At 66.4% G+C, this 26,665-nt stretch carries 26 protein-coding genes and 1 tRNA gene; 6 read left to right on the top strand and 21 right to left on the bottom strand.

The annotated features are described in order from the left end of the window. Positions 1 to 26: 26 nt before the first annotated feature. The 6 genes from A0J57_RS15625 to A0J57_RS15650 form a co-directional block, all read right to left on the bottom strand. Entirely contained in the window at positions 27 to 1,262 is a 1,236-nt protein-coding gene (locus A0J57_RS15625) for a murein hydrolase activator EnvC (RefSeq protein ID WP_061939559.1), read from the bottom strand. Between the two features lie 154 nt (positions 1,263 to 1,416). Beyond that, a complete protein-coding gene (locus A0J57_RS15630; RefSeq protein WP_061939557.1) occupies positions 1,417 to 1,839 on the bottom strand; it encodes a 23S rRNA (pseudouridine(1915)-N(3))-methyltransferase RlmH in 423 nt (140 codons plus the stop codon). Positions 1,840 to 2,001: 162 nt separating this feature from the next. Further along, positions 2,002 to 2,391, bottom strand: a complete 390-nt coding sequence (gene rsfS, locus A0J57_RS15635) for a ribosome silencing factor (RefSeq protein ID WP_044661265.1) — start codon at positions 2,389 to 2,391, stop codon at positions 2,002 to 2,004. Between the two features lie 12 nt (positions 2,392 to 2,403). Then, the gene (locus A0J57_RS15640; protein WP_255309038.1) at positions 2,404 to 3,036 is read right to left on the bottom strand and encodes a nicotinate-nucleotide adenylyltransferase; all 633 of its coding nucleotides are present in this window, start codon (positions 3,034 to 3,036) and stop codon (positions 2,404 to 2,406) included. Between the two features lie 190 nt (positions 3,037 to 3,226). Then, on the bottom strand, positions 3,227 to 4,660 hold the full coding sequence (locus tag A0J57_RS15645) for a DNA recombination protein RmuC (protein ID WP_061939555.1): 1,434 nt from the start codon (positions 4,658 to 4,660) through the stop codon (positions 3,227 to 3,229). Positions 4,661 to 4,745: 85 nt separating this feature from the next. Continuing rightward, positions 4,746 to 5,933: an aminotransferase gene (locus A0J57_RS15650; protein WP_061939553.1), complete on the bottom strand. Its 1,188-nt coding sequence runs from the start codon at positions 5,931 to 5,933 to the stop codon at positions 4,746 to 4,748. Between the two features lie 103 nt (positions 5,934 to 6,036). Between A0J57_RS15650 and A0J57_RS15655 the strand changes: the two genes are divergently transcribed. Continuing rightward, on the top strand, positions 6,037 to 6,297 hold the full coding sequence (locus tag A0J57_RS15655; RefSeq protein ID WP_044661269.1) for a DUF6356 family protein: 261 nt from the start codon (positions 6,037 to 6,039) through the stop codon (positions 6,295 to 6,297). A 205-nt stretch (positions 6,298 to 6,502) separates the two neighbouring features. Here the strand turns inward: A0J57_RS15655 and guaA are convergent, their stop codons facing one another. The 11 genes from guaA to rpsM form a co-directional block, all read right to left on the bottom strand. Then, positions 6,503 to 8,062 (bottom strand): glutamine-hydrolyzing GMP synthase, encoded by a 1,560-nt coding sequence (gene guaA, locus A0J57_RS15660; RefSeq protein WP_044661270.1) that lies wholly within the window; start codon positions 8,060 to 8,062, stop codon positions 6,503 to 6,505. A 42-nt stretch (positions 8,063 to 8,104) separates the two neighbouring features. Next, positions 8,105 to 9,358, bottom strand: coding sequence for a TCR/Tet family MFS transporter (locus A0J57_RS15665; RefSeq protein WP_061939551.1), 1,254 nt, complete (start codon positions 9,356 to 9,358; stop codon positions 8,105 to 8,107). Between the two features lie 144 nt (positions 9,359 to 9,502). Continuing rightward, complete coding sequence (locus tag A0J57_RS15670; protein WP_061939549.1) at positions 9,503 to 10,150, bottom strand: YoaK family protein; 648 nt, start codon at positions 10,148 to 10,150, stop codon at positions 9,503 to 9,505. A gap of 18 nt (positions 10,151 to 10,168) precedes the next feature. After that, positions 10,169 to 11,884, bottom strand: coding sequence for a flotillin family protein (locus tag A0J57_RS15675; protein WP_061939547.1), 1,716 nt, complete (start codon positions 11,882 to 11,884; stop codon positions 10,169 to 10,171). 9 nt (positions 11,885 to 11,893) lie between these two features. After that, positions 11,894 to 12,493: a YqiJ family protein gene (locus tag A0J57_RS15680; RefSeq protein WP_048577397.1), complete on the bottom strand. Its 600-nt coding sequence runs from the start codon at positions 12,491 to 12,493 to the stop codon at positions 11,894 to 11,896. Between the two features lie 91 nt (positions 12,494 to 12,584). Further along, entirely contained in the window at positions 12,585 to 13,127 is a 543-nt protein-coding gene (locus A0J57_RS15685) for a hypothetical protein (protein ID WP_048577396.1), read from the bottom strand. A gap of 135 nt (positions 13,128 to 13,262) precedes the next feature. Then, entirely contained in the window at positions 13,263 to 15,428 is a 2,166-nt protein-coding gene (locus A0J57_RS15690) for a prolyl oligopeptidase family protein (RefSeq protein WP_061939545.1), read from the bottom strand. Positions 15,429 to 15,658: 230 nt separating this feature from the next. Then, positions 15,659 to 16,084: a 50S ribosomal protein L17 gene (rplQ, locus tag A0J57_RS15695; RefSeq protein ID WP_044661277.1), complete on the bottom strand. Its 426-nt coding sequence runs from the start codon at positions 16,082 to 16,084 to the stop codon at positions 15,659 to 15,661. A 182-nt stretch (positions 16,085 to 16,266) separates the two neighbouring features. Continuing rightward, the gene (locus A0J57_RS15700; RefSeq protein ID WP_044661278.1) at positions 16,267 to 17,331 is read right to left on the bottom strand and encodes a DNA-directed RNA polymerase subunit alpha; all 1,065 of its coding nucleotides are present in this window, start codon (positions 17,329 to 17,331) and stop codon (positions 16,267 to 16,269) included. A 122-nt stretch (positions 17,332 to 17,453) separates the two neighbouring features. Then, entirely contained in the window at positions 17,454 to 17,843 is a 390-nt protein-coding gene (rpsK, locus tag A0J57_RS15705; RefSeq protein WP_004208752.1) for a 30S ribosomal protein S11, read from the bottom strand. A gap of 100 nt (positions 17,844 to 17,943) precedes the next feature. Next, positions 17,944 to 18,312 (bottom strand): 30S ribosomal protein S13, encoded by a 369-nt coding sequence (rpsM, locus tag A0J57_RS15710; RefSeq protein WP_025552414.1) that lies wholly within the window; start codon positions 18,310 to 18,312, stop codon positions 17,944 to 17,946. Between the two features lie 317 nt (positions 18,313 to 18,629). Between rpsM and A0J57_RS15715 the strand changes: the two genes are divergently transcribed. Then, positions 18,630 to 19,169: a hypothetical protein gene (locus A0J57_RS15715; RefSeq protein WP_061939543.1), complete on the top strand. Its 540-nt coding sequence runs from the start codon at positions 18,630 to 18,632 to the stop codon at positions 19,167 to 19,169. 644 nt (positions 19,170 to 19,813) lie between these two features. On the opposite strand, the gene A0J57_RS15720 is transcribed toward A0J57_RS15715, so the two are convergent. After that, entirely contained in the window at positions 19,814 to 21,325 is a 1,512-nt protein-coding gene (locus A0J57_RS15720; protein WP_061941017.1) for an acetyl-CoA hydrolase/transferase family protein, read from the bottom strand. A 100-nt stretch (positions 21,326 to 21,425) separates the two neighbouring features. Between A0J57_RS15720 and A0J57_RS15725 the strand changes: the two genes are divergently transcribed. Then, positions 21,426 to 22,307: a LysR family transcriptional regulator gene (locus A0J57_RS15725; RefSeq protein ID WP_025552267.1), complete on the top strand. Its 882-nt coding sequence runs from the start codon at positions 21,426 to 21,428 to the stop codon at positions 22,305 to 22,307. Positions 22,308 to 22,473: 166 nt separating this feature from the next. Here A0J57_RS15725 and A0J57_RS15730 read toward each other — a convergent pair whose 3' ends face one another. From A0J57_RS15730 to A0J57_RS15740, 3 genes are all read right to left on the bottom strand, one after another. After that, on the bottom strand, positions 22,474 to 22,743 hold the full coding sequence (locus A0J57_RS15730) for a 3TM-type holin (protein ID WP_044661281.1): 270 nt from the start codon (positions 22,741 to 22,743) through the stop codon (positions 22,474 to 22,476). 9 nt (positions 22,744 to 22,752) lie between these two features. Then, entirely contained in the window at positions 22,753 to 23,292 is a 540-nt protein-coding gene (locus tag A0J57_RS15735) for a glycoside hydrolase family 108 protein (protein ID WP_044661282.1), read from the bottom strand. A 140-nt stretch (positions 23,293 to 23,432) separates the two neighbouring features. Then, a tRNA-Pro gene (locus A0J57_RS15740) sits at positions 23,433 to 23,509 on the bottom strand. 189 nt (positions 23,510 to 23,698) lie between these two features. On the opposite strand from A0J57_RS15740, the gene yajC reads away from it, so the two are divergent. From yajC to secF, 3 genes are read left to right on the top strand one after another with little or no spacing between them, the layout of a single operon-like run. Beyond that, a complete protein-coding gene (gene yajC, locus A0J57_RS15745; RefSeq protein WP_044661323.1) occupies positions 23,699 to 24,034 on the top strand; it encodes a preprotein translocase subunit YajC in 336 nt (111 codons plus the stop codon). Positions 24,035 to 24,043: 9 nt separating this feature from the next. Beyond that, positions 24,044 to 25,645 carry a protein translocase subunit SecD gene (gene secD, locus A0J57_RS15750; RefSeq protein WP_025551592.1) on the top strand — a complete coding sequence of 534 codons (1,602 nt, stop codon included), beginning with the start codon at positions 24,044 to 24,046 and terminating at the stop codon, positions 25,643 to 25,645. Positions 25,646 to 25,660: 15 nt separating this feature from the next. Beyond that, positions 25,661 to 26,647 (top strand): protein translocase subunit SecF, encoded by a 987-nt coding sequence (gene secF, locus A0J57_RS15755; protein ID WP_025551591.1) that lies wholly within the window; start codon positions 25,661 to 25,663, stop codon positions 26,645 to 26,647. Positions 26,648 to 26,665 lie beyond the last annotated feature (18 nt).

A 26,665-nucleotide genomic window follows, 5' to 3' on the forward strand; every position in this document is an offset into this window, starting at 1 on the left:
GATCACCTCCCGACTTGCGCGACGGATCAGCCAGCGCCAACCAGCGGCACGATGTCGACAGGGCGGCCGTTCCGTCGCAGTTCGACGGTGATGCTGGGCCGCCCGGGCCCGGCATTGCCGAGCGGATCGCCTTGCCGCACCACATCCCCCACGGCGGCGTTGAGGCGCAGCAGGCCGGTGATCAGCGTCGTCCAGCCGCCGCCATGGTCGATGATGACGATCTGCCCATAGCCGCGATAGGGGCCGGCAAAGACGACGCGGCCGGCCGTCGGCGCCACGGCCAGAGCATCGGGGCGCGTGGCGATGGTCAGGCCGCGTGAGCGGACGCCGCCTTCCGACACTTCGCCCATGCCCGTCACCAGCTGGCCGACGACCGGCAGGCGATAGGGCGGCGGCGCGCCAGGGCTGCGCGGACGGGCCGGTGCGGACGCGCGCGCCTGATCGGGCCGGGCGGGGCGCAGCAGGGGACCGGGCAGGGCAGCCAGCCGGTCGCGCAGGTCGCCCGCCTCCTCCAGCCTGTCCATCAGGTCGACGATGTCGCGCGCCCGCTCGCCAAGGGCAAGCGCGCGGTCGCTTTCCAGATCGGCATTGGCCCTGTAATCCTGCGCTGCCAGCCGCTTTTGCGTTTCCAGCCTTTGCAGGGCCGCCTGCCGCTGCTTCAGGTCCCGCTGGCTTTGCGCAAGCGAATCCGCCGCCTGCTCGGCCGTCGCGCGCAGGGCGCGGCTGCGCTCCAGTTCCGCGCGCAGGCCGGCGGTCCGCTCCCGGATGACCGGCAGCACCTGCCCCAGCACGGCGCGCATATGGATGGCGTCGTCGATCGATCCCGGCTGGACCAGCGCCAGCGCCAGCGGCCGCTGCGCCATCATCTGCAAGGCGGCGGTCAGGCGGACGACCGGCTCCTGCCTCGCGGCCAGGCGAACGGCCTGTGCCCGCTGGAGCCGGGCGACGATGGCGATGCGGGCCTGCGCGGCCTGTATGTCCGCCTCCGCCTGCTGGATGCGGGCGGCCATGGCGGCGGCGCGGCGGCGGGCCTGGTCGGCTTCGTTGCGGGCGGCGGCGGCCTGCTGTTCCAGCCGTTCGGAGCGCGACCGCGCTTCTTCCGACTGGCGGCGCGCGGCCTTCAGGGCGGCCTGTTCCTCGCTGAGGCTGGTGCCGCCAGTGCCGGTCAGGATGATGGCCTGCCCCTCGGCGGCTGTCAGGCGCGATCCGGCGAGCGCTGCCGCGCCGGCAAGAAAGGCCGCGATGATCGCCGTCCGTTTCAACCAAAACCCCCTGCCGGTTCCGCGGTTCGGCGCCGACCGTCCCTGACTAGGCTGTGTTCCGGCGGAATGAAAGAACCTCCATTCCCACAGGTTCCTGCGCAGGCAGGAACCCGGCTCTTGCACTCCCTGTTCAGAGCAGGAGAAACTTCAGACCCTACCCTTCGCGATGATAGGGATGCCCGGCCAGGATCGAGCAGGCCCGCCACAATTGCTCGGCCAGCATGGCGCGGGCCATCATATGGGGCCATGTCATCGCGCCAAAGGCAATCAGCAGGTCCGCATTGTGCCGATCCGCATCGTCGAAGCCGTCCGCCGCGCCGATCAGGAAGCGGCATTCGCGCTTGCCGGAATCGCGCCACCCCTCGATGCGGCGGGCGAAATCGATGGAACTGAGCTGCCGGCCCTTTTCGTCCAGCATGACGGTGACGGTGCCCGGCGGAGCCGGCGGCAGCTTGCCGCCCCGATCGGGCAGTTCGGTGATCCTGAACGGCATGGTCAGCCGCTTCGCATAACGGTCGACCAGTTCCGCCTCGGGCGAGCGCCCGATCTTTCCGCGCGCGATGATGTGGAGGAGCATGGTCTGCCCCCTTAGAGCATCGTGCAGAAAAATCGTGCAGAAAAGTGGGAACCGGTTTTCCGCTCAAAATGATGCGACGACGAAAACTTATAGCGCGCGACCTGCGCCCGATGGAACGCAGCGCGCTCTAACAACGCCGGACGCGCTTGTCGAAGCGGCGGGTCAGGCGGTTCCCGCCACCGGCGCGTCGACGAAGCCCCACATCCGCTCCAGATTGTAGAAGCTGCGCACCTCCGGCCGGAACAGATGGACGATCACGTCGCCGGCATCGATCAACACCCAATCGGCCACGGGCAGGCCCTCTATGCGGGCGGAGCGCCCGGTCGCCTGCTTGATCCGCTCGGCCAGCTTCTGCGCCATCGACGCCACCTGACGGGACGAACGCCCGCTGGCGATCACCATGTGATCGGCGATGCTGCTCTTGCCTTCAAGGGGGATGGAGATGGTTTCCTGCGCCTGGTCGTCGTCAAGCGACTTCAAGACAAGGTCATGCAGGGCGGCAACGCTGTCGGCATTATGAGCCGTGTCGTTGGCGGGATGCGGTCTGGTCAAAGATGCTCCATTCTAGACAATCAACCGGCGCGTGAGCGGGTCGCGCACGCGTTTGTGTTCATATTCGCGATGCCAGAGGGGGTCTGCCTGCCGCAGCAGGGTCGCCGATCTTGGATCAGGGCGAAAGCGCAGAAGCACAAGCGCCGGCGGTCTCCAATCCGTCCATGCTGCACTCTGGCGTGCGGGCCGGACGAAGCGCCGCAGCCAGCCCATGGCCGGTGAGCCACGGGCGGCCTCATCATAGCCGGGCCGGGCGATCACGGCAATGGGCATAATCCGGGCTATGCCGCGCCAGTCCCTCCACTGGCCGAATTGCGCGAGATTGTCCGCCCCCATCAGCCAAAGGAACCGGTGGCGCGGATAGCGCCTTCGCAAGGCTTTCACCGTGTCGATGGTGTAGCGGGTGCGAAGCTGCGTTTCTATGGCCGTGGGCCGGATGAGGTTGCGCCGCGCGACTTTTCGGGCGTGGGCGAGACGGGCGGGGAGGGGCGCCATGCCGGCCCGCGGCTTCAGCGGATTGCCCGGCGAAACCAGCCACCAGACTTCATCCAGCCGCAAGGCGTGGATCGCGAACCGGGAAATATCCCGATGCCCGTCATGCGCCGGATTGAAGGAGCCGCCGAGAAGGCCGATGCGTTTCATGATTCGCCCATGCCAGTTGGCGGGGCAGGGAGCAAATTTCCTGCCGAGCGGGCATGATGCTTAGCCAGCTAATAGATAGATCGAGCGACAAACAGGTCTCCTCCGATCCACGCTCCTGAGACGGCAGGAGCCCGGTTCCCGAATCCCGCTTCATCCCGAAATAATTAGCATCCTAACCTCATGCGCAGGAAATCTACTCCGCCGCATCCGGCAGCGCCTCCGGCAAAGCCCGCACGGCCTCAGCCGAGGACGGTTCGCGAACCAGCGCCTCCACGGGCTCCAGTTCTTCCAGTTCCTTGCCCCCCGTCTCGATATTCAGGTCGCGCAGCTTGCGGCCCGTCACCAGCACGCGACCCTCGAAGCTGCCGACGAAGCTGTTATAATCCGCAACGGCCCCGTTCAGCCGGTTGCCCAGCTTCTTGAGCGACGCCGCCGCTCCGGCCAGCCGCTCGTAAAGTTCCTTGCCCAGCATGCCGATCCGCTTGGCCTCATCCGCCATTTTCTCCTGCCGCCAAACCGCCGCGACGGTCCGGGCAATGGCGATGAGGTTGGTCGGCGTGGCCAGCAGCACCCGCTTCCCGAAGGCATGGTCCCAAAGCTGCGGATCATGCTCCAGCGCGGCGGAGAGGAAATGTTCGCCGGGCACGAACATGATCACATAATCGGGCGCTTCGTCGAACTGGTCGGCATAGCTTTTCCGCCCCAGCGTCTCGACATGCGCGCGCATCGCAGCCGCATGGGCGGACAGGAGCCGCTTCCTCTCCTCCTCGCCCTCCGCGCCATAGGCGTCCTGATAGGCATTCAACGACACCTTGGCGTCAATCACCAGCGCCCGCCCGCCCGGCACGCGCAGGATCGCGTCGGGGCGCAGCCGGCCGTCCTCGCCCTCCACGCTCACCTCGGTCCGGAAATCCACATGCTCGGAAAGGCCGCATGTCTCCAGGACATTGCGCAATTGCTGCTCGCCCCAGCGGCCCCGCGCCTTGGGCGCATGGCGCAGCGAATCGACCAGCCGCTGCGCCTCGGCCCGCACCGCCTCCTGCCCCGACTTCATCGATTCGATCTCGCCGCGCAGTATGCCATAGGCCTCCGTCCGCTGCTGCTCGATCTGGGTGATCTTCTGGTCGTAACGCTGGATCGTCTCGTTGACCGGATGCAGCAATTGCCTCAGCTGCGCCTCACTCTTCTCATGGGCCTGCATCATGCGCTGGTCGGCGCGTTCCAGGAAATGGCTCTGCGCCTGGTGCAGCAGCTTGCCGCCAATCTCGCTGAACTGGGCCGAAAGCTGCTCCTTCGCGTCCTTGAGCGCGGCGATCTGCGCTTCGAAGGCTTCCGCCCGCGCCTGCGTGTCGGATCGCAAGGCCGCCAGTTCCCGCGCCGCCGCTTCGCGCGCCGCGCGCTCCGCCTCCAGCTTCTGCGCCAGATTCGCCGCCTGCGCCGCGCGCTCCTGCGCCACCACCAGCTCCTGGATCGCGGCGTTGCGCTGGGCCGCCGCCATGTCGAGCTTGCCCGCCAGATCGGCCTTTTCCGTCAGCAGCGGCGCCACGGACCGGCCCCGCGCCAGCCAGCCGATCGCCAGCCCCGCGACCAGAGCGATAATGATGAGAATGGCGGCCAGGCTGTCCATATATGCCCCTTTACAGAACGAAAGGTGAACCTAGTCGCATGACGTCACCGCCGCAAGCGGCATGCGGCATCCGCCGGCAGGCGTTTCAGGTCAGGGACGCTCGGAAAGCCGCCAGCCGCGCCACCGCCTCGTCCAATATTTCATCCGCCTTGGAAAAGCACAGGCGGACGAGATGCGTCACCGGCTCTGCGGGATAGAAGGCGGAAATCGGGATGGCCGCCACGCCCGCTTCATCGATGATCCGCTCGCAAAAGGCGACGTCGTCCATGTCGATGCCGGAAGCGGGCAGGTCGACGGTCACGAACCATGTCGCCGCGCTGGAATTGACGACATAGCCTGCCCCGCGCAGCCCGGCGACGAGGCGATCGCGCGAAGCCTGATAGGCGGCGCGCATCGCGTCGAACCAGCTTTCCGGCTTGGCCAGCCCCTCGGCCACCGCCCATTGCAGATGGGGCGGGGTGGTGAAGGTGATGAACTGGTGCGCGCGGGCAAGCAGCGTCGCCAGCGGCGGGGCGGCGCACATCCATCCGACCTTCCATCCGGTGACGGAGAAGATCTTGCCCGCCGACCCGATCTTCACCGTCCGATCCCGCATGCCGGGAAAGCCGATCAGCGGCCTGTGGGCGATGCCGTCATAGGCGATATGCTCCCACACCTCGTCGCAAATGGCGATCAGGTCGTTTTCCACGCAAAATTCGGCCAGCAGCGCCAGTTCCTCTTCGCGCAGGGCGATGCCCGTCGGGTTCACCGGATTGTTCATCAGCAGGAACCGGGTTTTTGGCGTGACCGCCGCCGCCAGCGCCTGCCGCCCGATCCGCCATTCGGGCGGGGTGAGCCGCAGCACCCGCGCCACCCCGCCCGCCCGCTCGATCAGCGGCAGATAGGCGTCGTAGAGCGGCGCCAGCACCAGCACTTCGTCGCCGGGCCGGACCAGCGCCAGCAGGCTGGCCGCGATCGCCTCCGTCGCGCCGGAGGTGACGATCACCTCCTGCGGCGACAGGTCCAGCCCCTGATGCCGCGCATAATGCGCCGCCACCGCCTCGCGCAGTTCGGCAAGGCCCGCCATGGGCGGATATTGGTTGGACAGGGTCAGCAGCGCGTCGGCGGCGGCGCGGAGTATCTCCTCCGGTCCCTGGGCGTCGGGAAAGCCCTGCCCCAGGTTGATCGCACCGGTCTCCCGCGCACGGCCGGACATTTTCTCGAAGATGGTGGTGGGCATGTCCCGATAGACGGGATGGCCGAGAGGATCGCGTTCGCTCATGCCGGTGGACATGCCGGTTTTCGGGGTGGGGGGTCAAGTTCCGTGCAATCGGCCCTCTGCTTCGGCCCGCTTTTGCATTAGGATGCCGCTTTCCCATGGCCATGAGCGAGCAGACATGATCGACCGCCTGTTCCTGAAGCATCCCAGAGAGGTCAATGAAAGCTATGGCGAGCATTTGGAGGTGGCGACGCGCTTCGGCTTCCTGATGGTGCGGGCGGGGCTTGCCTGCATGATCCACGGACTGGTCCCGGCTTTCTTCACCCGCACCGGCAGCGCAACGGTGAAGCGGCTGTACGATGAAATGCGCCAACGCCAGCCGGACCTTCCCGAACCCGCTTATCTCAACCCGAAATGGCGCCCGGAATATGAGATTTGAAGGTAGAAGGCGACCGGCAGGGTGCGGCTTCGCTTATAGGGCGACGCGCTCCTGCCAAGGCGGGAGCCCAGTCCTGACGGTGCGCTAAAACGCCGACGCTTGGACTGGCTCCGCCCTTCGCAGGCGCAGTTGCATCTATTTCCCCGGCGCCGCACGGCGCCAAGTAAAGCCGGCGAATGTCCCCCGAACATTCGCTTTTCCGGCTTTACTCCCATTCGATCGTCCCCGGCGGCTTCGAGGTGTAGTCGTAAACCACCCGGTTGATGCCCTTCACCTCATTGATGATCCGCGTCGCCACCCGGCTCAGGAAAGCGGCGTCGAAGGGATAGATGTCCGCCGTCATGCCGTCGGTCGACGTCACCGCCCGCAGGGCGCACACGCTGTCATAGGTGCGGTGATCGCCCATCACGCCCACGGTGCGGACGGGCAGCAGCACGGCGAAGGCCTGCCAGATCGCATCGTACAGCCCGGCGCTCCGGATTTCCTCCAGATAGATGGCGTCGGCCTTGCGCAGAATGTCGCAGCGCTCCTTCGACACTTCGCCCGGAATGCGGATGGCGAGGCCGGGACCGGGGAAAGGATGCCGCCCGACGAAAATCTCCGGCAGCCCCAGTTCGCGGCCCAGCACGCGCACCTCATCCTTGAACAGTTCGCGCAGCGGCTCGACCAGCTTCATGTTCATGCGCTCGGGCAGGCCGCCGACATTATGGTGCGACTTGATCGTCACCGAAGGCCCGCCGGTGAAGGACACGGACTCGATCACGTCCGGATAAAGCGTCCCCTGCGCCAGGAAGTCCGCCCCGCCGATCTTCTTCGCTTCCTCCTCGAACACGGCGATGAACTCGCCGCCGATGAATTTCCGCTTCTTCTCGGGGTCGGTCAGGCCCGCCAGCCCGCCCAGGAAGCGTTCCTCGGCATTCACATGGACCAGCTTGATGCCATAATGCTCGCGGAACAGGCTCACCACCTGCTCCGCCTCGCCCAGCCGCATCAGGCCATGGTCGACGAACACGCAGGTCAACTGATCGCCGATCGCCTCATGGATCAGCACCGCCGCGACGGCGCTGTCGACGCCGCCGGACAGACCGCAGATCACCCGGCCTTCGCCCACCTGCGCCCGGATGTCGGCAATCTTGGTCGCGCGGAATTCCGCCATGGTCCAGTCGCCCTTGAGGCCGCAGACATGGCGCACGAAATTGGCGAGCAGCTTCGCGCCATCCGGCGTATGCACGACCTCAGGGTGGAATTGCGTCGCGTAGAAACGCTTTTCCTCATTCGCCGTGATCGCATAGGGCGCACCCTCGCTCACCGCCACCACCTCGAAACCGGGGGCGAGCCGCGTCACCTTGTCGCCATGGCTCATCCACACCTGATGGCGCTCGCCCTCCGTCCAGAGGCCGTCGAACAGCGCGCAGCCTTTCTTCACCTCGATGAAGGCGCGGCCGAACTCGCCGCTCTCGCCGCCTTCGACATGGCCGCCAAGCTGCTGCATCATCGTCTGCTGGCCGTAGCATATGCCCAGGATCGGAATGCCCGCCTCGAAGAAATGCTGGGGCGCGCGGGGGCTGTCCTCCCACATGACGGAGGAGGGGCCGCCGGAAAGGATGATGCCCTTGGGTTTCAGCCGTTCGAAGGCTTCGGCGGCGCTGTTGAACGGCGCGATCTCGGAATAGACGCCCGCCTCGCGCACCCGCCGGGCGATGAGCTGCGTCACCTGGCTGCCGAAATCCACGATAAGGATGGAATCCTGAAGGGGCAGCGTCATCGAATCGCCTTTATATGTCCAGAGGAAGGGATTCGCGCCCGGTTAGTGCGCTTGCGCCCCCTTGTCCAGCGAAGCCGCGTCCCCGCGCCGCCCCGCCGCCCATCCCAGCGCGGCCCCGCCCGCCAGCACCGCCGCGGCGATCAGGAAGGCGCTGCCGATGAAGGGCAGCAGCGGCTTCGCGCCGACGGACAGGGAATAGACCGTGCCGAAGAACAGCGGCGACACGATGCCCGCGATCGACCCGACGCTGTTGTTCGCGCCCTGCAACTGGCCCTGTTCGGATTCCGACACGCGCTGCGTCATCAGCGACTGGATGGTCGGCATGGCAAGGCCCCAGAGCGCGTTGGGGAACATCGCCGCGACGAACAGCCAGCCGGTCGGCGCCATCCCCATCGCGAAAATCCCGACCGCGCCGAAGCCAAGCCCGATCACCATGGTCGTGCGGTCGCCCAGCCGCTTCACCACCGGCCCGACCAATATCCCCTGCACGCCCATGTCCATCAGGCCCACCAGCGCCAGCAGCGTCCCCACCTGCCACGCCCCCCAGCCATAGCGGTCCCCCGCATAAAGCACGAACACGGCGGAGAAGAGGTGATGCGCGAAATAAAGCAGGAAATTGACCACCGCCAGGCTCGACAGCTCGGGATGCGACCGCAGCAGCCGCAGCGCCCCGAACGGATTGGCCCGCTTCCACGAAAAATCCATCCGCTTGTCGCCGGCCAGCGATTCCGGCAGCACGAACAGCCCGTAGAAAAAGGCCAGCCCCGACAGCCCCGCCGCCGCCCAGAAGGGCGCCCGCAGCGAAATCTCCCCCAGCACCCCGCCCAGCAGTGGCCCGGCGACGAAGCCGCCGCTGAACGCCGCCCCGATCAGCCCATAACCCCGCGCCCGCTCTTCGGGCGGGGTGATGTCGGCCATATAGGCGAAGGTGGAGGTGAAGCTGGACGACGTCACGCCCCCCAGCATCCGCCCCACCGCCAGCCACCACAGATTGGGCGCGATCGCCATCAGCAGGAAATCGAGCGCGAGTCCCGCGACCGAGACCAGGATCACTGGCCGCCGCCCGAACCGGTCGGACAGCGATCCGATGACCGGCGAACAGAGGAACTGCATCCCGGCCCACAGCGCGACGAACAACCCGTTCCACATCCCCGCCGCCCTGCCGGAACCCGACAGCGTCTCGACCAGTTGCGGCAGCACCGGGATGACGATCCCCATCGACATCACGTCGAGCAGCGCCGTCACCAATATGAAGGCGATCGCGGCCTTGCGGCGATGGGATGGGCGCGGTGACATGATGGACTCCTGGGTGTCGATCCGGACAGAGCTTGTTCCGAGCCGACTGCATCGGATCGAATGCCACAGCCTGATGTCTACCGCGTTTTTCGAGCCGGCAGATGATTCCTTCTGCTTGCAAAGGGCTCTAGGCGCTGCGCCCGGTCATGCCAAGTCCAACGGTCCCAGGCGGCCGCTCCACAGCAGCAACAGCCCGGAAAAGGCCAGGGCGATCCACAGCGCATGCAGGCCCATCAGCGCGAAGAGGCCACCCCCCGCCACCGCGCCCGCCACCAGCCCCAGCCACAGCAGCAGATAGGGCAGCCAGTTCCATCGCGGCCCGCCGGTCAGCGCCACCGCCAGTTGCTGGCCCAGCTTCACCAGCGCGCCGGTCATATAGGTGACGCCGATGCTGACTTCGCCGTCGCGCTGGAAGACGTTGTTCACCGCGCCCATCGCCGCCGCCATCAGCAGCGTCAGCCCGGAGCCCGGCCGGTCCGGCAGGGCCAGCAACGCGGCGCAGAACAGCAGCGCGGTCGCAAGGCCCAGCACCGCCTGCTTGCGCCAGCGGCCCGCCCGGCGCGCGACCAGCGCACCGGCCAGCACGCCGCCGACAAAGGCCCCGACCAGTCCCGCCGCCATCCCGGCGACCGCCGCGCCCTTGGCCAGCCCCACGCCCAGCCGGGTGGAATTGCCGCTCATGAAGGAAACGAACAGCCCGCCCAGCTTCAGGAACCCCAGCGCATCGATGAACCCCGCCTGCGCCGCCAGTCCGATGGCCAGCATGTGGCGGGAAGCATCATATCCGCGCATGGACGGGCCCTCGCACCATCAGGCCTGCGGCGGTGCCTTGCGCGCGCCGTCCACAGGTTCGACGACGATCGGGGCGAATGAGGCCGCGGCAGGCTCCACAGCGCCCTTCACCAGCGAATCGAGGCTTGCGCCATCCAACCCCAATTCCTTCATCAGGCCATCGATCACCGGCGCCTGCGCCCGGTAACGCAGGGCGGCGGACACCGCGGCATTGGCCAGGTTCTGCTCGCCGCCGCCGATCACCGCCGCGCCATCCGAATGCGATCCGGTGATGCCGTCGACCTGCACGATCCTGATCGAATCGATCGCTTCCATCGGCTTCGCCGCCTCCCGCACCAGGTCGGGCAGCACCTTGAGCAGCGCCATCTTCGTCTGCAGCGACATCTGGTCCGACGACAGGATGTTCGCCGCCTCATTGACCGCGCGCTGACCCGCCGCCTCGACCTCGAAACGCACCCGGTCCGCCTCGGCGCGCAGCTTGGCGGCTTCGGCCTCGCCCTCCGCCGCCAGGCGCAGCGCTTCGGCACGGTCCGCCGCGGCCTGCTTCTCCGCTTCCGCCTCGACCCGCACCTGGATGGCGGCGCGCTCCGCCTCCCGCGCCGCGTCGATCAGTTCGATGCGCTTGGTCCGCTCGGCAATCTCCGTCTGGCGCGACGTCTGGACCTGCTCCTCGGCGGCCACCGCCTTGGCGCGCGCCTCGTCGGCCTGCGCCTTGGCCTGGCTTTCCTCGCGGCTCTTGTTCTGCACCGCGATCTGCTGTTCCTGCCGGGCGAGTTCGAGCGCCTGTTCCTGCGCGATGCGCGCCTGCTGCACGGCGCGGTCAGCCTCGATCTGCTGGCTGTCGACCAGCTTCTTCGCCTCGATCCGCGCCTGGTCGGCCTCCTGTTGGCGCAGCGACTGTTCGCGGGCCACCTCCGCCGCCTGAACGGCGCGGCGCATCTCGACCTCCCGCTCCTGCTCCAGCCGGGCGAATTCGGTGTCGCGGGCGATCAGCAGCGACTGGCGCTCCGCCTCCAGATTCTTGGTCTCGATCTGGACGCGGGTTTCCTGCTCGATGTCGTTGCGCGACTTCTTGCGCAGTTCGATCTGCTCGGTCAGCTTGGTCAGCCCCTCGGCGTCGAAGGCGTTGTTGGCGTTGAAATGCTCGATCGACGTCTGGTCCAGCCCGGTCAGCGACACGCTCTCCAGTTCCAGCCCGTTCATGGCGAGATCCACGGAAGACACCTGCTGCACCTTCTGCACGAACTCGCTGCGCTGCTCATGCAACTGGTTCATCGTCATCCCCGCAGCGACGGAACGCAGCGCATCGACGAACTTGCCCTCGACCAGTTCCTTCAACGCCTCCGGATTCATCGTCCGCGCGCCCAGCGTCTGCGCGGCGGTGGCGATGGACTGCGCGTCGGGCTTCACGCGGACGTAGAATTCCGCCTTCACGTCGATGCGCAGGCGGTCCAGCGTGATCAGCGCGTCGCTGTTCTTGCGTTCCACGGCCAGCCGCACCGTATTCATGTTCACCGGCATCGTTTCATGGAAGATCGGCAGCACCAGCGCGCCGCCGTTCATCACCACCTTCTCCCCGCCGAAGCCGGTCCGCACGAAGCCGATCTCCTTCGACGCCCGCTTGTAGAGCCGCGCCAGCACGACGCCGAGCACGATCAGGAGGAGAAGCCCGGTCCCGGAGATGATCAGATAGGGCATGAGCGAAAAGCTCTCCTGCACGGCGGGCAGATTCATGGGAAACTCCTAAAGGCGGGGAAGATAATGGTCGCCATGCGATATGGCGCGGAAGACATGGTCCTCCCGGCGGACCAGCAGGATGGTTTCGCCCTCTTCCAGCGTCTGGCCGGCATTGTCGGGTTCGACCATGACATAATGCGCCTGGCCATAGGCATCCTCGACGCGGGCGCGGGCAGGGGAGCCGCTGCGCGCGACGCCGGTGACGATGCGGGCGAAGCTGCCGGTCAGCGCGTCCAGCGGAACGGCGCTGCTCTGGTCGCGGGGAAGCAGGGGGGCGAGCCGTCGCGCGGCAAGGCCGGTCGCAGGCAGGCTGGCGATCAGGGCGGCGGGTGCGGCGATCAACGGCGGCAGCATCGCACCGGTCAGATCGAGCAGCAGATGCTGCCCGATCAGCCCGATCATGCCGAACAGCGCCAGGAATATCGCCAGCAGCATCAACAGCGGCAGGCGACCGACGCCCAGCCAGCCCAGCAGATCCGCATCGCCGTCAATGTCGAGATCGAAGTCGCCCGCGATGCCGATGGCCTGCACCGCCCCGATGAGCAGCATCAGGACGATCGCTGAGACGAAAACGACATTCTCGGTCGCGAAAAGGAACGCGGCCACCCCTGACTCCCCTGATTCGCGCCGATGCTAATGGATTGACGTAAAACAGGATAGGGCAAAGCGTGGCCGCGATGCGGCGGACGGAGCGCGCCTAGCGGGCGGCGCGATCCCGCCGGAAATAAAGGTCCGCGATCCGGCCATTCTGCACCGAACAGGTGAAGTGGCGCGACCGTCCATCCTGCGCCCGCCAGCCGGACCGGACCTCGACATCGCCCTCCACATCATAGCCGTTGCGGGTCTCGCGGGGCTCCTGCACCTGCCGCACCTCGGCATAGCCGCCCTCCCGCTCGGCCTCGTCGCGGGCGGCGAGGGCGCAATAGGTGATCGCATCCTCGCCATCCCGATCGGCGGGCGCCTCGGCCAGATCGCCCCGCCCGCCGTCGCTGTCAGGGGATCGGGCGCCGGCATGGTCCTGATCCGCCGCCACGACATCGGAAAAATCATCGTCGGCGCGCGTAGGGCTCGCTCGGTCGTCCGGGGCGGCGTCGTCGGCGGGCGGCTGCGCTTCGTCCGACAGGTCATCCTGTTCCTGCGGCGCGCCTTGCCGCGGCTGATAGGCCTGTGCCGACGCGACGCCGCCCGCCAGCAGGGCCGTCGCGATCAGCGATCCCGTCATCCACCTCATCTTGTTCATGACCCTCGTCCCTCAGCCGAAATTTGCCGATGGCTAGGCGATCATGGCTGTCGGAGGCCTGAACGCGGATGCGCCGCCACCGGCGGCCATGGACGCATCCCTCCCGAACCGGAAAGCGCCCGCCCTGCTGCCCGGCTATCGCGGCTGCGCGTCCAGTTTCAGCCCGGTATAATAGGCCGCAAAGGCATAGCTGTCGGCATATTCGTCGATCAGCTTGTCCACCGGCTTGCCCGCCCCATGCCCGGCCTTGGTGTCGATCCGGATCAGGCGGGGTTTCGGCCCCAGTTCCGCCGCCTGCAAGGCCGCGGCATATTTGAAGCTGTGCGCCGGCACCACCCGGTCGTCGGTGTCGCCCGTGGTGACGAGGATCGCCGGATAGTCCTTCCCGCCCGCGATGTTGTGATAGGGCGAATAGGCGTAGAGCAGGCGGAAATCCTCCTCCCGGTCGGGCGATCCATAGTCGTCGATCCAGTAGCGGCCGGCGGTGAAACGGTCGAAGCGCAGCATGTCCATCACGCCCACGGCGGGCAGGGCGGCGGCGAACAGATCGGGCCGCTGGTTCACCACCGCGCCGACCAGCAACCCGCCATTGGACCGCCCCTCGATGGCAAGGCCGTCCTTCGTCGTATAGCCATTGGCCTTCAGATATTCGCCCGCCGCGATGAAATCGTCGAACACATTCTGCTTGTTGGCGAGCCGCCCCGCATCGTGCCATGCCTTGCCGAACTCGCCGCCGCCGCGCAGATTGGCGATGGCATAGACGCCGCCCTGCTCCAGCCACGCCATGCGCGTCGCCGAATAGCCGGGCGTCAGCGCGATGTTGAAGCCGCCATAGCCGTACAGGATGGTGGGCGCGGGCGCTTTGGAAAGGGCCAGCGCCTTCTTGCGGATCACCGTCATCGGGATCATCGTGCCGTCCTTCGACGGATAGCTGACCTGCTCTATGCCGTAATCGTCGGGATTGAAGGGCAGCTCCGGCCGCGCGAACAGCTCGTAACGCAGCGTCGCCGTGTCGAAGCGGTAGATGCTCGACGGCGTGGTGAATCCCGAAAAGCTGAAGAAGGTTTCCGGATCGCCGTCGCGCCCGCCGAAACCGGCCGCAGTGCCCAGGCCGGGCAGCGGCACGTCGCTGACCTTTCGCCCGTTGAGGTCGATCAGCTCCGCCACGCTTTCCGCATCGGACAGATAGGCCAGGATCAGCCGGTCCCCGACCAGCGACCCGCCCGCCAGCGTGTCCATGCGCTCCGCCACCACCTGCCTGGCGCCGCGCCGGGGGAAGCGGGCGTCGATGCTGACGACGCGCAGATGCGGGGCATATTGGTCGGTGATGAAATAGAGCGTCGGCCCGCGGCTGCCGATCAGCCGCCAGTCGTTGGTCATGCCCTTCACCAGCGGGCGGACCTTCACCTTGCCGCCGGTCAGTTCGGCCAGATGCAGTTCGCGGCGCGGGTCGGTGCCCTGGAAGCTGCTGATGACCAGCCAGCGCCCGTCCTGCGTCACCTGCGCCGTGTGGCTGAGGCGCGGCTGGTCCGGGGTCGCGTAGATAAGCTGATCCTGCGCCTGCGGCGTGCCGAGGCGGTGATAATGAAGTTCCTGCCCCACCGTGGAGGATTGCAGGCCGGCGCCTTCCTGCGGCGCGGCGAAGCGCGAATAGAAGAAACCCTGTCCTTGCCCGTCCCAGGCAAGCTGGGAGAATTTCACCCATTGCACGACATCGTCGAGCGGCCGGGCGGTGGCGACGTCCAGAACCTTCAGCGTGCGCCAGTCGCTCCCCGCCTCCTGCACGGCATAAAGCAGGAACCGGCCGTCGGGGGAGGGCGCCCATTCCGCCAGCGCGTCCGACCCGTCCTCCGCCCAGTCATTCGGGTCGATCAGCAGCCGCTGCGCACCGTTCAGGCCGTCGCGCACATAGAGCGGGGTCTGGTTCTGGAGCCCCTTGTTATAGCCGTAGAAATAGCGCCCGCCCGCCTTGCGCGGGATGGTGTAGCGGCCATGGGCGAACAGCGCCTGCATGCGTTTCTTGAGCGCCTCGCGACCGGGCAGCCCGTCGATATGGCGGCGCGTGAGGCGGTTTTCCTGTCCCACCCAGTCTCGGACGGCGGGATCAGCGCGCAGGTCGTTTTCCAGCCAGCGATAGGGATCGGTCACCTTGACCCCGAAATGATCCTCCACCAGGTCCAGCCGCTTGGCGGCGGGATAGCGCAGTCCTGAAGCGCCAGCGACCGCCGCATCCGGCTCCGCCTGCGCGGGGAGCGCCGCGAACAACAGCGCCGCCAAAGCAAAGCGGCCAAAGGCGCGCATCCGATCCCCCCGAAATCCCATTCTCATTCTCTGGCGTCTCATGGCGCGGAAAAGCAAGAAAACAAGGAATATTTCCTATCTCCCCTCCCTTCAGGGGAGGGCCGGGGGTGGGGGCCAACCGAATGGCTCGACGCCCCGCGCATCCACGCCCCAAAAAAGAAAAAGGGCCGCGCCCCCTTCCGGAAGCCGCGGCCCTCTTCATCTGCCCGCTTGCGCGAGCCGTCAGCGGATCACGCCGCTTCCAGCTCGTCGGCGTCCGCACCCTGGACCGGACCGGAATCCTGACCCTTGGCGTCGACGTCGCGGTCCACCAGTTCGATGATCGCGATCGGCGCTGCGTCCGAAGCGCGGATGCCGGCCTTGATCACGCGGGTGTAGCCGCCATTGCGGTCCTTGTAGCGCTCGGCCAGAACGTCGAACAGCTTGGTGAGCTGCGCGTCGTCCTGCAGGCGGGCATGGGCCAGACGACGATTGGACAGGCCACCCTTCTTGGCGAGGGTGATCAGCTTCTCGACATAGGGACGCAGTTCCTTCGCCTTGGGCGTGGTCGTCAGGATCTGCTCATGCTTGATGAGCGAGGCGGCGAGGTTGCGGAGCAGCGAGTTGCGATGCCCGGCGCTGCGCTGCAGCTTACGATGACCAACCTTGTGACGCATATGTCTTTCCTTCCGTTCGTTAAGGGGCCGTTTCAGGTACCCCAGACCAGGCGGCGTTTCAGGGCCGCCGCCCCTTTGCCCTGCCCCTTAAAAAGGGGCGAAGTTCACACCGTTCAAAGCGGACGCGAATCCGTGCTTTCCGGTGTCCAGCATCCCTCCGGGCGGACCGGAGGGAAGGCGGATCAGCCCAGCAGCTCCTGTTCGAGCTTCTTGGCCATTTCCTCGATATTCTCCGGCGGCCAGCCGGGGATGTCCATGCCCAGGCGCAGGCCCATGGACGACAGCACTTCCTTGATCTCGTTCAGCGACTTGCGGCCGAAATTGGGGGTGCGCAGCATCTCGGCCTCGGTCTTCTGGACCAGATCGCCGATATAGATGATGTTGTCGTTCTTGAGGCAGTTGGCGCTGCGGACCGACAGTTCCAGCTCGTCCACCTTCTTGAGCAGGTAGCGGTTGATCTGGTTCGCGTCGCTCTCGCCCTCGCTGGCCGAACCACCGGCAGCGGCGCCGGCGGCCGGAGCGGCGACGGGCAGCGCGTCCTCGAAGTGGACGAACAGCTGGAGCTGGTCCTGCAGGATGCGGGCGGCATAGGCCACCGCGTCTTCCGGCGTGACGGTGCCGTCGGTCTCGACGGTCAGCGACAGCTTGTCATAGTCCAGTTCCTGGCCGACGCGGGTATTGTCGACCTTGTAGGCGACCTGACGCACCGGCGAATAGAGCGCGTCGACCGGGATCAGGCCGATCGGGGCGTCGGCCGGACGGTTGGCGACGGCGGGGACATAGCCCTTGCCGACGTCGGCGGTCAGTTCCATGTTCAGCGTCGCGCCCTGGTCCAGGTGGCAGATCACCAGGTCGGGGTTCATCACTTCGATGTCGCCCACGGTGGTGATGTCGCCCGCGCGCACTTCGGCGGGGCCGGTGGCGGAAAGCTGGAGACGGCGCGGACCGTCGCCTTCCATTTTCAGCGCAACCTGCTTGATGTTGAGGACGATGTCCGTGACGTCCTCACGCACGCCCGCGAGCGAGGAGAATTCGTGGAGGACGTTCTCGATCTTGATCGAGGTGACCGCCGCGCCCTGGAGCGAGGACAGAAGAACCCGGCGCAGCGCGTTGCCAAGCGTCAGGCCGAAGCCGCGCTCCAGAGGTTCGGCGACGAAGGTCGCCTTGCGCTTGCCGTCGCCCGCGACCTTGATCTCAAGGCTGTTGGGCTTCTTCAATTCCTGCCAGTTCTTCATGTTGACAGTCATGTATTTCCCCTGGGGATGAGGCCGAAACGTTCAAAAATCCTGACCCGACAGGACGTTCCGACCGATGCAGATGGGTGAGCGGGCGACGCGTCCGCCGCCCGCCGACAAGCCGCGCGTCGTTGTTAGACGCGGCGGCGCTTGGAAGGACGCACGCCGTTGTGCGGGATCGGCGTCACGTCGCGGATGGAGGTGATGTGGAAGCCGACGGCCTGCAGCGCGCGCAGGGCCGATTCACGGCCCGAACCCGGACCCTTCACTTCGACTTCCAGGGTGCGCACGCCATGTTCGGCCGCCTTGCGGCCGGCGTCTTCGGCGCAGACCTGCGCGGCATAGGGCGTCGACTTGCGGCTGCCCTTGAAGCCCATCATGCCCGCCGAGGACCAGCTGATCGCATTGCCCTGGGCGTCGGTGATGGTCACCATGGTGTTGTTGAAGCTGGCGTTGACGTGCGCGACGCCGGCCGAGATGTTCTTGCGTTCGCGGCGCTTGATGCGCTGGGGTTCGCGTGCCATTTTTGCTCTATCCTACTGAAATCTTGTGTTCCGGGAGGCTGCGCCCAGGAAGGGCTGCCTCCGGCGGAGAAGAAGATGAAATAGTCCCCCGGACTATTTCTTACTTCTTCTTGCCGGCAATCGGCTTCGCCTTGCCCTTGCGGGTGCGCGCATTGGTGTGCGTGCGCTGGCCGCGGACCGGCAGGCCCTTGCGGTGACGCAGGCCGCGATAGCAGGCCAGGTCCATCAGGCGCTTGATGTTCATCGCGGTTTCGCGGCGCAGGTCGCCCTCGACCGTGTGGTCGGCGTCGATGGCTTCGCGGATCTGCAGCACTTCGGCGTCGGACAGGTCCTGCACGCGGCGGCTGTGATCGATGCCCAGCTTGTCGGCGATGTCGACGGCGGTCTTGCGGCCGATGCCGTGGATGTAGGTGAGCGCGATGATCACGCGCTTGTTGGTCGGGATGTTGACACCCGCAATACGTGCCATGGTATTCTGTACTCCTGCTCCACGGGGCGGTTGGCGCCGCCCCATCTCAAAGCGTCAGGGCTGAAGTCCTTAAGGAGACGACAGCCGATTCGATAGGCCCCAAGACGCAAAAAAGACGGCCAGTGCCACTGCACTGCCGCTCGTCAGCGTGTCGGGAAGGGGTGCCCTTAGCGATTCGGCCTTCGGCTGTCAATGACGGGCAGGCGCGAAAGCGGCGAAATCCGGCGCTTCCGCCGCCCTTTCTTTCGACCGGTCCGGCATGTCGTCCCGCCCTTTTCGGGTTGATGCCATCCCCGTGCCTAAGGCATGGAGGCGGGATGCGCTTCACTCTGCCCTCCGCCATGCCGGCGGCCGCCTTCGTCCTGCTGGCTTCCTGCGTGGGCGCGCCCCAGCAGCGCGCGCCTGTTCCCGCACCTGCGCCCCGGCCGGCTCCCGCGGCCCAGCCCGCGCCCCCTCCGCCGCCGCCGGCCGACTGGCAGGACCGCGCGACGACCGCGGGCGACTGGCGCTATCAGGTCGACGGCGCCGGATCGGCCGCCCTGTTCGGCCCGGATGCGCAAGGCAGCCTGTTCGTCATCCGCTGCGACCGGACGACGCGCCGCGTCAGCCTTTTGCGGCCCGGCCCGGCGCAGGCGACGATGACGGTGCGGACCAGCTATGGCGCGGTCAACTGGCCGGCCGGCCCCGCCACCGGCGCCATCGCCGCGACCCAGGCGACCCGCGCCGCCAGCGACGCCACGCTCGATCAGATCGCCTACAGCCGGGGCCGTTTCGCGGTCGAGGTGCAGGGTCTGGAGATGCTGGTCCTGCCAAGCTGGGCGGAGGTCGGCCGCGTCGTGGAGGACTGCCGCGCCTAAGCCCTTGATTTCAGGCGAAAGGCGCTGGTTTCAACGCAAATCGCCTGCAAAAGGCGGACGCAAAAGTATGATTCGAAAAAAGAATTTTACAAGCCTTGAAGTGGCGGCCGGTCTGATTCACATATCATTTCATAGACGGCGAAGGACCAGTACCGGGAACGGCTATAGGGGCTTCAACTAGCGAAAGGAGGTGATCCGATGTCTCATGGTTCAGCAATGGGGTCGGTCAAGTCCATTCGGGGAACGCGCCGCTGAGCGACGCCTTATGCGTCGGTTTTCCAGAATAGGGTGACTGTCGACCGCGGTTTCGCGATCGAGGCGCCGTATCTGGAAAATAGCGCGATCAACGTTTCCCTTGGGCGGCGCTTCCGGCCGCTGACCATGTCAATGATGGGCCGTCGGGGTTTAATCTACCCGGCGGCCCCTCTCATTTTTGATGGCGGTTTGATGGTTGGTTTCTTGCCATTAAACCCCTCCCCTTCAGGGGAGGGGTTGGGGTGGGGGCGTGCCTCTACAGGCTTGGTTTTCCTTTGGGGCACGCCCCCACCCCTCAGTCCCCTCCCCTGAAGGGGAGGGGAAGCATTGACGTCCGCCATTGGCCAAATCGAGCCAGCCCGGCCACCTCATCCCCATCTCCCCAATCCCTACCCCCGCATCGTCCCCGTATCGATGAAGCGCTGGTGCCACGCCAGCGCCTCCCCCGGCAGCATGGGCGACTGCAACCCGTATGACCCCGCCAGCGCCCGCCGGAAATAATCCTTCAGCATCGGCCGGAAGTCCGGATGCGCGCAATTCTCCATGATGACCTCCGCCCGCTGCCGGGGCGCCAGCCCGCGCAGGTCCGCCAGCCCCTGCTCGGTCACGATCACCTGCACATCCTGGTTGATATGGTCGACATGGCTGCAATGCGGCACGATGGCGGAGATCGCCCCACCCTTGGCCGTCGACGGCGTCATGAAGATCGACAGATAGGCATTGCGCGCAAAGTCCCCCGACCCGCCAATGCCGTTCTGGATGCGCGATCCCATCAGATGGGTCGAATTGACGTTGCCATAGATGTCCGCCTCGATCAGCCCGTTCATCGCGATGCAGCCCAGCCGCCGCACCAGCTCGGGATGGTTGCTGATCTCCTGCGGCCGCAGGATCATCCGGTCCCGATAGCGCCCCATATCGGCATTCATCCGCGCCGCCGCCTCCGGGCTCAGGGAAAAGGCCGTCGCGCTCGCCATCCGCAGCTTGCCCGCGTCGAGCAGGTCCAGCATCCCGTCCTGGATCACCTCGGTAAAGGCGACCATGTCCTCGAACGGCGCATCGATCAGGCCGGTCAGCACCGCATTGGCGATATTGCCGACCCCCGACTGCAACGGCAGCAGCGAAGCGGGCAACCGCCCCTTCTTCACCTCATGACGCAGGAATTCCAGCAAATGCCCGGCAATCGCCCGCGCCTTGTCGTCCGGCGCCTTGAAGGGCGCGTTGCGGTCCGGCGCATCCGTCTCGACCACCGCGATCACCTTGTCCGGATCGCAGCGGAAGGTCGGCTGGCCGATGCGCTGGTCCGCCCGCACCAGCGGGATCGGCTGGCGATGCGGCGGCAGCGCCGTGCCGTAATAAATGTCGTGCATCCCCTCCAGCGCGGGGTTCTGCCAGCGATTGACCTCCAGTATCACGCCCTTGGCCCGGTCGATCCAGGTCTTGTTGTTGCCCACGGAGGCGGAGGGGATCAACTCGCCCCCGGCGGTGATCCCCGTCACCTCGACCACGGCAATGTCCAGATCGCCCAGGAAACCCTGCCACGCCATCGGCGCGACCTGACTCAGATGCATGTCGAAATATTGCATCTGGCCCTTGTTGATCCGCTCCCGGGCAATGGGGTCGCTATTATAGGGCAGGCGGAACTCCACGCCGTCGGCCTGCGCCAGCGCCCCGTCCAGCTCCGGCCCGGTCGACGCGCCGGTCCACACCCTGACCCGGAAGGGCTCGCCCGCCGCATGCGCCTCGGTGATCCGCTTCGCCAGCGCCAGCGGCACCGCCTTGGGATAGCCCGACCCGGTAAAGCCGCTCATCCCCACGGCCATCCCGTTGCGGATCAGCGCCGCGGCCTCCTCCGCCGTCCGGCATTTGGCGGCCAGCCCGGCATGGGCGATGCGATCGGTCATGGCTATCCTCTTCCATCATTCCTTGCGCGCTGGCATCTGGCTTTTCGGCCGATCAGACAATAAGGATAAGCCGCACAATATCTGTGCGAGTATCGTGCAAATGTCCGATCTGTTGATCGCCCTGCGGACATTCGTCCGGCTATGCGAAAAACCCAACTTCTCCCGCGTGGCTGGAGAGATGCACGCCAGCCATACGACCATAGCCCGCCGGCTGGATCAGGTGGAATCGCATTTCGGCGCCATCCTGTTCCATCGCACCACCCGCCGGCTGATCGCCACGCCGGAGGCTGACCGCCTGCTGGTCCACGCCCGCGCGATGCTGGACGCGCTGGATGGGGCGGAACAGGAATTCGGCCCGGTCCGCGATCAACCGGGCGGCCTGGTGCGCATCGGCTTCACCACCGCGCTCGGCCTCTATTATGTCGAGCGCCTGGGCGATCTGACCGCGCGCTACCCCGCGCTCCAGCTCGATTGCGCGATGACGGACTGGCAACGCGACGTGGTGGAGGACCGCCTCGACCTTGCCCTGCGCGTCGGCCCCGTGGGCGACGACAGCCTGGTGGTTCATCCGCTGGGCGCGCTGCCCCGCCTGCTGGTCGCGCATCCCGCCTATCTTGCCGGCCGCGGCATGCCCTCGTCCGCCGAAGACCTTCCGGGGCATCAGTGCATCGCCTACGCTTATGGCGACGTGCCCGCCCGCTGGACCATCGACGGGCGGGAGAGGGTGGTGGGCGGCACCTTCCGCAGCGACAGCAGCGAAGCCGTCCATCGCGCCGCCCTCAGCGGCCTCGGCATCGCCCTGCTCCCCGCCATCCGGGTGCAGGGCGACATCGCGGCGGGACGGCTGGTCCCGGTCCTGCCGGAAAGCCACATCGCCCCGCTCGACATCTGGGCCGTCCACCCGTCCCACAAACGCCTGCCGCCAAGAGCGCGGGTGGTGCTGGACTTCCTCAAGGAGAATTTCCCCGGCGAACGGCCCTAGAGCGCTGCGTCAAATCATAGGCGGCCGCGCGCTCCAAGCTTTTGTTGTCGCATCCTTTTGAACGCAAAACCGGTTCCCACTTTTGCGCAGGATGCTCTGGCCTGAAGACCCGCCGCGCTCATTCGAGCGCCTTCGCAGGAACAGGATAAGGGGCAAGGGGCGCCTCTTACCGCTCCACACCCTTCGCCTTCCCCCAGGCCCGCGCCGCCGTATAGCCCAGATAGCCCGTCCCGAAGAGCGCATAGAGCGGCTCCGGCAGGGCGTTGAAATAGGCCCGCATCGCCCGGATGATCCCCGCCGCCACATCGGGCCGCACCCCGCCGACCAGCCCCAGCGGCACCGACCACAGCAGCAACCCGTACATCATGTAGAGAAAGGCCGGCCGCGCCCGCAGCGTCCACCGGTCCCCCGCGACTCGCCTGCGTGAAGACGTCATCCCTGCCTCCTATCCGATCCGGTTGGCGAGCCAGCCATAGAGAAAGGCCTCATTGGCCGGCCTGCTCTCGGCCAGCGCCAGGTAGCGCTCGCCCTGAAGCGCTTCGAGGGCTTTCAGCAGCACCTTCTCGCCCGCCCGCCCGCGAACGGCCAGAAAGGCGCCCAGCGCGGAAAGCGTCTTCGCCCCCACCGCCTGATCCACCTTCAGGTCGGCATAGTCCCGCCCGTTGCGATTGAGCGCGTTCAACGCCCGCTGCAGGAAACCGCCGGCCGTGCCCGGCCCCATGTTGACCGCCGTGTCGAATAGTTCCTCCGCCACCGCCGGCGCCAGTTCCGCGACGAAGGCGAAGCCCGGCTTCTCCCAATAGAGCCTGCGATAGATCGCCTCGGCCACCGTCCGGGGCATCGCCCGCATGTCGCCGCCATAGCCGTTGGCCCGCGCTACGGCCTGGGTGATGCCGAAATTGGTCGGTCCGCCGCGATCCGCCGGATGGTTGCCGTAGCCACCCTCCCGCGCGATGACTTCATCGATCAGAGCCGCAATATCCATGAAAACGCCCTCCTGTTCCGGAAAGGCGGGTCATTTATCCCATTTGGTTAGCTGTAGGACAGCGGAAAAGCGCTGGCGCAGGCGAAATGGATAAAAATGGGAAGAAGGCAGGCAGGCCGGAAAAGGTCCGGCCGGAAATTTGGTCGGGACGAGAGGATTCGAACCTCCGACCCCCACACCCCCAGTGTGATGCGCTACCAGGCTGCGCTACGTCCCGACCGGAGCGGCGCAATTAGAAGCAGTTTGGGGAATATGCAAGCCATTCGATGCAGGCTTTTTGCGCATTCGTCGGAAACCCTAATCATGTTGCCTCACCCCGCCCATCTGTGTTAGCCGCGCGCCCTTGATCTGTGGGCGTTTATCGGCGCCCGCGACTGGACAAGAGAATAAGGCGAAAGTCCCAAGCATGTTCATATCTCCAGCCTTTGCCCAGACTGCGGGCGGGGAATCGTCCGGCGCCTCCATGCTGGTTCAGATGGCCCCGCTGGTCCTCATCTTCGTCGTCTTCTATTTCCTGCTGATCCGTCCGCAGCAAAAGAAGATGAAGGAGCACAAGGCCAAGATCGACGCCGTGAAGAAGGGCGATCAGGTCGTGACCGGCGGCGGTCTGGTCGGCAAGGTGGTGCGCGTCGACGAATTCTACGCCGAAGTCGAACTGGCGCCGGGCATGAAGGTGAAGGCGGTGAAGTCCACCCTGACCGACGTGATCGATCCCGCCACCGCCAAGCCCGCGAACGACTGAGCCCCACCCATGCTGAATTTCCCTCGCTGGGCGGTCGTCGCGATCCTGCTGCCGCTGCTGATCGGCATAGCCTGCGCCGTGCCGAGCTTCCTGCCGGACACGGTGGTCGGGCAACTGCCCAAATTCATGCAGACCCGCGTGAACCTGGGCCTCGACCTGTCGGGCGGCAGCCACCTGCTGCTCGAAGCCTCGACCCAGGACGTGGCGAAGCAGCGCATCGCCAATATGGAGGAGCAGGTCCGCACGGAACTGCGCCGGGGCGACACGAAGATCGCGATCGGGGATATTTCCAGCCGCGACGGGAAATTGAGCTTCATGGTGCGCAACCCGTCGCAGGTCGATGCCGCCGTGGAGCGCATCCGGCCGCTGACCCAGGGGGCGGGCCTCACCGGCCAGCGCGATTTCAATGTGGAGGTGGTGAACAGCTCCACCATCGTCATCACCCCGACCAAGGCGGGCATCGACAATGCGGTGAAGGGCGCGATGGAAGTCGCGACCGAGGTGATCCGCAAGCGCATCGACGAGATGGGCACGCGCGAACCGACCATCCAGCAGCAGGGCGACAACCGCATCGTCGTGCAGGTGCCCGGCCTTCAGGACCCCAGGGCGCTGAAGGACCTGCTGGGCCAGACCGCCAAGCTGGAATTCAAGCTGGTCGACGTCAACGCCAACCCCGCCGAGGTGGCGCAGGGCCGCGCGCCGGTCGGCAGCGAAGTGCTGCCCTATCCCACAAATCCCGCCGGCCCGCCGGTGATCGCCGTCTACCGGCAGGTCATGGTGTCGGGCGAGGACCTGACCGACGCGCAGCAGGGCTATAACCAGCAGGGCAACGAGCCGATCGTCAACATCCGCTTCAACGGTGCGGGCGGGCGCAAATTCGGCCAGGTGACGTCGCAGAACGTCAACCGTCCCTTCGCCATCATCCTGGATGGCAAGGTGCTGTCCGCCCCGAACATCAACGAGCCGATCCTGGGCGGCAGCGCGCAGATCAGCGGCAGCTTCACCGTCGAAAGCGCCAACCAGCTTGCGATCGCGCTGCGTTCGGGCAAGCTGCCCGTCGCGCTGACCGTGGTGGAGGAACGCACGGTCGGCCCGCAACTCGGCGCCGATTCGATCCGCGCGGGCCTGCTCGCCTCGGTGATCGCGGTGGCGGCGGTCGCGGCCTTCATGTTCATGAGCTATGGCCGCTTCGGCATGTACGCCAACCTCGCCGTCGCCATCAACGTGCTGGTGATCCTGGGCGTCATGGGCATATTGGGCGCGACGCTGACGCTGCCGGGCATTGCCGGCTTCGTGCTGACCATCGGCACGGCGGTCGACGCCAACGTGCTGATCTACGAGCGCATCCGTGAGGAAAGGCGGAGGGGACGCGGGGTCGTGCAGGCCATCGAACATGGCTATAAGGAAGCCAGCCGCACGATCTTCGAAGCGAACGTGACCCACGCCATCGCCGGCGGCATCATGCTCGCTCTGGGGTCGGGACCGGTCAAGGGCTTCGCGATCGTGCTGCTGATCGGCATCGCGACCAGCGTGTTCACCGCCGTCACCTTCACGCGCCTGCTGGTGTCGCGTTGGGTCCGCGCCAAGCGCCCGACCGAAATCCACATCTGACGGGCGGAGAGAAACATGAAACTGCTTAAGCTCGTCCCGGACAACACCAATATCGGCTTCGTCAAGCTGCGCCACTGGGCCTTCGCCCTGACGGCGCTGCTGACGGTGCTGGCGGTCGGCGCGACCTTCTACAAGGGGCTGAACCTCGGCGTCGACTTCGTCGGCGGCCTGATGATAGAGGCGAAGTTCGAAACGCCGCCGCAGACCGACAAGGTGCGCACGGTAATCGACCGCCTGGGGGTGGGCGACGGTTCGCTCCAGCAGTTCGGCGATCCGAAAACGGTGCAGATCCGCCTCCCTCTGCCGGAACAGGGCGGCGCGGGCGCGGCCAACGCCATCGTCGAAAAGGCGCGCAAGGCGATGACGGCGGAATTCCCCGGCGTCACCTTCTCCCGCTACGACACGGTGTCGGGCAAGGTGTCGGGCGAACTGATCCAGAACGGCGTGCTGGCGGTGATGCTGGCGGTGATCGGCATCGCGATCTTCTCCTGGTTCCGCTATGAATGGCAGTTCGGCGTCTCGACCTTCGTCGCGATCATGCACGACGTGCTGATGACGCTGGGCTTCTTCGCCATCACCCAGCTCGAATTCGACCTCAACATCGTCGCCGCCGTGCTGACCATCGTGGGCTATTCGATCAACGACAAGATGGTGATCGACGACCGCATCCGCGAAAATATGCGCAAATATCGCAAGATGGACATGAAGTCGCTGATCGACCTGTCGGTCAACGAAACGCTGCCGCGCACGGTCATGACCTCGGTCACGGTGCTGCTGGCGCTGGGCGCGCTGCTGCTGCTGGGCGGCCATGTGCTGCGCGGCTTCACCGCGGCCATGATGCTGGGCATCATCGTCGGCACCTATTCGTCGGTCTATGTCTCCTCCTCGCTGCTCATCAGCCTGGGCCTGTCGCCTGCCACGGCGGAGAAGAAGGCGAGCAAGGTCAATATCGCCGCCCAGGCCGAGCGGATGGGCCCGCGCGACGACGGGGCGCGACCCTGAACGGGAACCGCTCCGGCA

Origin of the sequence: Sphingobium sp. 22B (assembly GCF_001580035.1) — a bacterium.
In the GTDB taxonomy this organism is placed as follows: Bacteria; Pseudomonadota; Alphaproteobacteria; order Sphingomonadales; family Sphingomonadaceae; genus Sphingobium; species Sphingobium fuliginis.